7 protein-coding genes are annotated in these 6,344 nt (G+C 56.4%); 3 read left to right on the top strand and 4 right to left on the bottom strand.

Features of this window, described 5'->3' with window-relative positions; translation table 11 throughout:
* On the bottom strand, positions 1–243 hold a 243-nt coding region (locus O6929_11760), incomplete at its 3' end, for a transglycosylase SLT domain-containing protein (protein MCZ6481063.1).
* A gap of 267 nt (positions 244–510) precedes the next feature.
* Between O6929_11760 and O6929_11755 the strand changes: the two genes are divergently transcribed.
* The 3 genes from O6929_11755 to O6929_11745 all read left to right on the top strand — a co-directional run bounded on the left by O6929_11755 (position 511) and on the right by O6929_11745 (position 3,923).
* Entirely contained in the window at positions 511–2,472 is a 1,962-nt protein-coding gene (locus O6929_11755; GenBank protein MCZ6481062.1) for a S9 family peptidase, read from the top strand.
* A 203-nt stretch (positions 2,473–2,675) separates the two neighbouring features.
* Positions 2,676–2,915 (top strand): hypothetical protein, encoded by a 240-nt coding sequence (locus O6929_11750; GenBank protein ID MCZ6481061.1) that lies wholly within the window; start codon positions 2,676–2,678, stop codon positions 2,913–2,915.
* 342 nt (positions 2,916–3,257) lie between these two features.
* Positions 3,258–3,923, top strand: a complete 666-nt coding sequence (locus O6929_11745) for a M48 family metallopeptidase (protein ID MCZ6481060.1) — start codon at positions 3,258–3,260, stop codon at positions 3,921–3,923.
* 108 nt (positions 3,924–4,031) lie between these two features.
* On the opposite strand, the gene O6929_11740 is transcribed toward O6929_11745, so the two are convergent.
* The 3 genes from O6929_11740 to O6929_11730 form a co-directional block, all read right to left on the bottom strand.
* Positions 4,032–4,943, bottom strand: a complete 912-nt coding sequence (locus O6929_11740; GenBank protein ID MCZ6481059.1) for a ParB N-terminal domain-containing protein — start codon at positions 4,941–4,943, stop codon at positions 4,032–4,034.
* 145 nt (positions 4,944–5,088) lie between these two features.
* Positions 5,089–5,388: a hypothetical protein gene (locus O6929_11735; protein MCZ6481058.1), complete on the bottom strand. Its 300-nt coding sequence runs from the start codon at positions 5,386–5,388 to the stop codon at positions 5,089–5,091.
* Positions 5,389–5,554: 166 nt separating this feature from the next.
* Positions 5,555–6,344, bottom strand: a 790-nt coding sequence (locus tag O6929_11730) for a TatD family hydrolase (GenBank protein MCZ6481057.1), incomplete at its 5' end; no start/stop codon positions are given.

Raw genomic sequence — 6,344 nt, 5'->3', positions numbered from 1 at the left:
AAAAGTCTTGGGCATAATTTGCATAACACCTAGTGCACCCACGCGTGATCTGGCTTTTGCTCGCAATCTCGATTCTGCAACAGCTTGAGCCTTGAAGTACTTCCAATCAAAACCTGGGCCAAAAAATCTCTTTGAATATTTTGAGAAATACTTATCATATTTGACCACCCTGTTATATCGCTTAAACGCGTGAGCGTGGTAGGGTATGAGCAGCAGTACAACGATGAGAACGAATCTTTTCACCACTGTTCTTTCTTCAGACGTTGTTCGCCTTCTGCCACCGAGCCGGTAGGGTCATACCCGTGCTCATATCGTGTCTCCTCAAGATAGCTTTCGTTCATGCGGCGGTCAAGGAGGAAGTTGCGGCAGATCAGTGTGCGGGGGTGGATCATGGTCGCGGGGTGTACGGAGACCGGTGGATTGGCTATAATGGACCCTCCTTGTGGGAGATCCAGGTGAGAAGGGTATGTAAGGATCTCACGGAAGCAGGAGACAATACAGGAGGAGGATATGAGTCAGCGAGGCACTCCCCCACTGATCCCACGCGAAGTCCTGTTCGGCAACCCGGACAAGGCCTCAGCCCAACTCAGTCCCAATGGGGAGAAAATTGGCCACCTTGCCCCGTTAAATGGCGTGCTCAACGTCTGGGTCGGCCCTGCCGATGACCCCGCAGCGGCCAAACCGGTCACGAAGGATACCGGTCGCGGCATCCGCTTCTACGGCTGGGCCTTTACAAGCGACCACATCCTATACATCCAAGACAAGGACGGCGATGAGAACTGGCGACTCTACAGCGTGGACCTGAACACCGGCGAGACGAAGGATCTGACACCCATCGAAGGTGTACAGGCACGGGTCCAGGAGGTCAGTCCGAAATTCCCAGATGAGATCCTCGTCGGGATTAACGACCGCGTTCCTGAGCTTCACGACATATACCTCGTCAACATTGGCACTGGCGTGAAACGTCTCATCCAGGAGAATGAGGGATTCGTCGGCTTTGTTACCGACGACGAGTATACCATCCGGCTTGCGAAACGGATGACGCCTGATGGGGGAAGTGAAATTCTCAGGCCGACCGGAGAAGGAGGCTGGGAACCGTTCATGACGATTGCCATGGAGGACACACTCACCACATCCCCTGTCGAGTTCGACAAGACAGGTAAAATACTTTACATGATTAGCAGCCGCAACCGGAACACCGCTGCGCTGATTGCGCTGGACCTCGAAAGCGGAGCGCAGACCTTGGTGGCTGAGGATCCACAGGCAGACGTCAGCGACATCATGGTTCATCCGACGGCAAAAAACGTGCAGGCCGTCGCGTTCACGTACGACCGTAAGCACTGGCAGATCCTTGACGCGTCCATTCTGGAAGACATGCGCTACCTGCGCACGGTTGCTGACGGTGACGTCGAGGTCGTGAGTCGGACCCTCGACGATCGGTACTGGATCGTCGCCTACGTCATGGACAATGGCCCCGTTCGCTACTACCGCTACGATCGCGAGGGACAGCAAGCACATTTCCTCTTCTCAAATCGTAAGGCGCTTGAGGGCATGCCCCTGGCCAAGATGTCCCCAGTCGTCATTGCATCACGTGATGGGCTAAACCTCGTCTGCTACTACACGCTGCCGGTGGGGAGTGACAGCAATGGCGACGGCCGCCCTGATGAGCCGTTGCCGATGGTCCTCGTAGTTCACGGTGGACCGTGGGCGCGAGATGTTTGGGGCTATAACGCCTGGCATCAGTGGCTGACCAACCGCGGCTATGCAGTGCTAAGTGTTAACTTCCGTGGTTCAACCGGATTCGGAAAGACGTTTATCAACAGGAGCACGCGAGAGTGGGGCGCAAAGATGCACGACGATCTTATTGACGCGGTCCATTGGGCCATTCAGCAAGGGATCGCCGACGCCGACCGCGTGGCGATCATGGGGGGGAGCTACGGCGGGTACGCAACTCTGGTTGGTCTGACGTTTACCCCGGAGATGTTTGCTTGTGGCGTAGACATCGTGGGACCGTCGAACCTGGTAACCCTGATTGAGTCGATCCCCCCCTACTGGCAGCCGCAGGTCGAGCTGTGGACAACGCGCGTAGGCGATCACAGAACCGAGGAGGGCCGAGCGTTTCTGACCGAGCGCTCTCCGCTCACCTATGTGGACCGGATCCAGCGCCCACTGCTGATCGGCCAGGGCGCTAACGACCCGCGCGTCAAGCAGACCGAGTCCGATCAGATCGTCCAAGCGATGCAGGAAAAGAACATCCCGGTAACATATGTGCTATTTCCGGACGAGGGACACGGATTTGCCAGGCCACAGAACCGGCTGTCGTTCAACGCCGTCGCTGAGGCGTTCCTCTCTGAGTGTCTTGGCGGGCGGTATGAACCCATCGATGATGATTTCAAAGGCTCGAGTATTACTGTTCCCATCGGAGCCGATGTGCTGCCTGGCTTAACAGAGGCTCTTCCTTCCCCACTTTGACTTTTTGTCAATTGCTCACCGCTTAAATGACCGCCGGAACGACCGGGCATTTTGCATGTACATTCAAATAATTACAGTCCTACTACAGCGCGCTAATTATCGTGCACATCCTGCACTGCGACGATGTTGTGAGTGTCTTTTGCCTTGACAAATTCGTGTGAAAACTTTATTATAATAACTCCAAACCAATAGGAGGGAGGCTAATGATGCGAAAGAAGGTTTCCGTTGTTCTCGTAGGACTGGCCTTGGCAGGCCTGGCCGCGTGCACGAAGAGTCCGTACGGGATTCCGCCAGGCGGCCCCCACTTTGCCTCGGGGTCACATTTAGCGTACTCCACTCGGGGTGGGGAAAAGCCGAACCTGACTAAGGCGGAATTTGAGAAGGCCCAACAGGAAGGTTGGTGGGGAACCGCGATTAGTTACAATATTGACGAGTTAGAATAAAAGATTAGGGCCCTCAGCGTTCAGATATTGTTCATGCGCGTTGAGGGCCCTCGTCTTTCCACAACCCTCCACTCCCTCGCTTTATTGCCACTCTAGAACTTCCGGCTGAACCAGCCTGCCAAACTGTCGCAAAATCGTCCGTCAAGAGGAAACTCCGATGCCAGCTAACTAGCTGATTCTGCTCTGTTTAGCCCGCGATCCGCCTCGGCACAGAAACTGCAAAATTCCACGTGATGATCGACATCCACGGATCTGGGGTAGACGGATTTGAGAGCAGGACCAGTAGAAACCACGAAATCTAATGAGCTACGGCAGACCACTGCATCCCTATGGATATGGGTGATGTCGGCCGGCGTTCTGCTGCTTTTGACAGCCTGTGCGGCAAGCATCCAGGAACCGGGCCTCAGGTCAGTGGTCTCTGAGGAGCAGGAACGCGCACACGCCGCACAGCTTCAGCGAAAGGCCAAGCGGTTTCGGTGGGAGCAGCACACCCGGCTCGACACCATACTCATGCGCCTGCTACTCTCGATGCCAAACCCGCCACACGTGACCGCCAACGTGGTCGAGTCTGATGCGGTCAACGCGGTTGTGGACGGGGAAGGGAGAATCGGGGTGCCCCTCGGCATGTTGAGATTCGTGAAGAGTGACGATGAACTTGCAGTCGTCCTGGGCCACGAGTTGGGACACCTCCCCACCTCCAGGGCCCATGGGCTTGTGACGTGGACCCTGGGCTATCATGAGCGTGAGGCCGACATCCGGGGTCTCGTTTACGTCCACCGAGCCGGTTATGATATCCGAATGGGGGCTCGAGTCTTTGAGCGGATGGCGACCGAATTGGCCGTACCGCCCTGGGACGAGGAGAGAGGTTCCCACCCGAGCCATGCCGAACGGATAATCCTGGCTGAAAAGATCGCCAGTCTTCTCGAAGGAAACGGTGCGGAATCAGATCTGGAAATTTTAGGTCAGCAACTCCCTTCGCTCTTAGGACCCTCCACAGATCTTCCCTGAGAATCCGGTCCCTCACGAAATGCGAAACCTCGCCTTCCCGTTTGTACACCTGAATCAAGACGCCCGGACGCTCCCCTACACCTCGTCCCCCGCCTCATATCGACCAAGCTATCCAGCCGAAATTACGGCCGCACGGGCGATATCTTCCATCCGAATTTTGTCTACGTCAAACCGGTCTAAGGCGCGATGGAGCTTCTCAAAAGTCTCCTCGAAGCTTGGAACGATCTTTCGAGCCCGGGTCAAAGGGTTGCACCTGGCGAGGATAAAGTTCTTGACGTAGGGGTGGTTGATACCCCGCTTTTTAATTCCGGCGACGACGTCGCTCAGCACCGCATCGGCGGCCTCAACCTGCTCTGCCCGCCGCTGGCGTTCCTCATAGGCCTTAGCGAGCGGAGACCGGAGGAACTTGTCCACCCGGCGGAGGATTGGGGAGAAAGCGCCACCCGCAAATCGGGGATGACGTTCGTACATCAAGCCCAGTGTAATGTAGTATGGCTCTTCAAACTGGAAACTAAAGGCTTCCTCGGATTTGCCTCCTTCCTGGAGCTGCAGGGCCCGATACATACGAATCACCTCTAGGGATTTCTCCCGGAGGTTGTGGGCCTTCTCGGTGTTGAGGGCCAGGATCTGAAAGGCGACCTCCGCATCCGGAATGAGGATAGCGGAAACCCATTTGGCTTTGAGCTTTCGGAGGGCGGCTAATCGGTGGTGGCCGTTGGGGGTCCAATAGCTCCCGGGACCCTGCGCAACCACCACAATCGGATCGACGAAGCGATCAAGCTTCTTGATTACTTCTTGCAGGCGCTTGACGTGAGGTTTCGAAAGGTCGCGTTGATATGGTGTTGGCTCTACCTGCTCCAGAGGCAATAAACTGAAGAGTTGCCATCGCTCTCCCACTGGATCGGTATAGATCGCCAGGACATGGCCGCCATGCTCCTCGATCTCACGCGCCAACGCGAGCGCGTGTGGGGGCGGCTTCCCCTTGGCCGGAAAGACTGTCCAACTTCCCTGCTGCTGCATGATTCTCCCTCCCGACACCAGCATTCACGTCCTCCAAAACTGCCCCATCTTACAGCACAGGCCTGTCGAGGGCAAAGGGACGCCCCCGGTGGCGTCCCGGAGGCGTGCAAAAAGAAAACGCTATGTGTATAGGAATCGACGGCGCTTATTTTTTGGTAGGACTTGGGAGGGTACGAAAAACCTGATAAACCCAGGAGTCTTCAGAGGTGATCCGTAGGGAGACAGAGCCCAGAACCACCGACTGCAGAACCGTAGCCGCATGGGACGGTACCGATCCGAGCCATTTCCGAAGCCGCTTTTCGGCTTCCTCATCGGTCACCTGAGGCTGTTGTATTTCGTCCAAGAGTGTCATAAATGCGTCTATCGCCTCTCTGTCCACCGCGGGGGTCGCCTGCAGAGCGGTTTTCAGCCGAGAGACGATACTCTTATCCAACCCGGTTGCCATCGCACCTCCTTATACGACCATAGCGGTAAGGCTCTACCGCAGCCGATCCGCCGTTACACTAACAGTTTTCTCACCCGTGTCAAGGGCGGGATTACTCCTGGGAACCGCTTCCGACAACGCCTAGGTGAATTACAGACCGCTACGGCCGTCCTTGAAAAAGGTATCCTTACGAGGAACCGGAGGACGGAAATGCCTTCGGAAAGAGCCGGTGGGCATTCTCACTCGTCACGCGAGCCACCTCCTCCACGGATACGTCTTTTGCCAAGGCGATGGCCTGACAGGAAATCACCACGTTTTTCGGCTCGTTCCTGCAGGCCGGATCGGGGCCGAGGACAGGTGAGTCGGTCTCGAGGAGAAGCCGGTCGAGCGAGAGATGGCGAATCAGCTTCTGTTTTTGTTGGGATCGCACTACCGAGGGCGGGATCGAGAAGTAGTAGCCAGCCTCTATCCCCTCCATTGCCGCCGAGGCTTTCCCATCAAAAGCGTGTAGGAGTACCTTCTGCGCGCCCTGCTCCCGCAGGAACCGAACCGTGTGCCTTCCGGCAGAACGGGAATGGACATTCAAGGACAGATCCAACTCTTTAGACAAAGCGATAAACTTGATAAACGTTTGCTCCTGGATCTCCCAGTCTTTGGCTTCCTTAACGGCCCAATGATCCAGCCCTACTTCGCCGATCCCCACCAACCGATCACGGTGGGCACGGATAAAGCTTACCATCGCCTCGGCGAGCTCGAGATCCAGGGTGTCGGGATACAGCCCTGTACAGGGTTTGATGCTGGGAAACCGCTCGGCAAGATCCAGGACCCTCTGGGCCTCCTCCAGGTTTTCACTGACCGTCACAATCCCCTCCACCCCCACCTCAGCTGCTGCCTGAAGCACCGCCTCGAGATCAGCAGCGAAAGCCTCATCACTCATATGGGCATGGGCATCAATCAGCAGCACCGCTGAACCTCGC

This window comes from Candidatus Methylomirabilota bacterium (assembly GCA_027293415.1).
Lineage (GTDB): Bacteria > Methylomirabilota > Methylomirabilia > Methylomirabilales > CSP1-5 > CSP1-5.
This window is presented reverse-complemented; position numbering and strand designations above follow the sequence as displayed.

Coding starts and splice junctions, on each gene's coding strand:
- O6929_11755 (MCZ6481062.1), top strand. CDS start 511: ATGAGTCAGCGAGGCACTCCCCCACTGATCCCACGCGAAGTCCTGTTC.
- O6929_11750 (MCZ6481061.1), top strand. CDS start 2,676: ATGATGCGAAAGAAGGTTTCCGTTGTTCTCGTAGGACTGGCCTTGGCA.
- O6929_11745 (MCZ6481060.1), top strand. CDS start 3,258: ATGTCGGCCGGCGTTCTGCTGCTTTTGACAGCCTGTGCGGCAAGCATC.
- O6929_11740 (MCZ6481059.1), bottom strand. CDS start 4,943: ATGCAGCAGCAGGGAAGTTGGACAGTCTTTCCGGCCAAGGGGAAGCCG.
- O6929_11735 (MCZ6481058.1), bottom strand. CDS start 5,388: ATGGCAACCGGGTTGGATAAGAGTATCGTCTCTCGGCTGAAAACCGCT.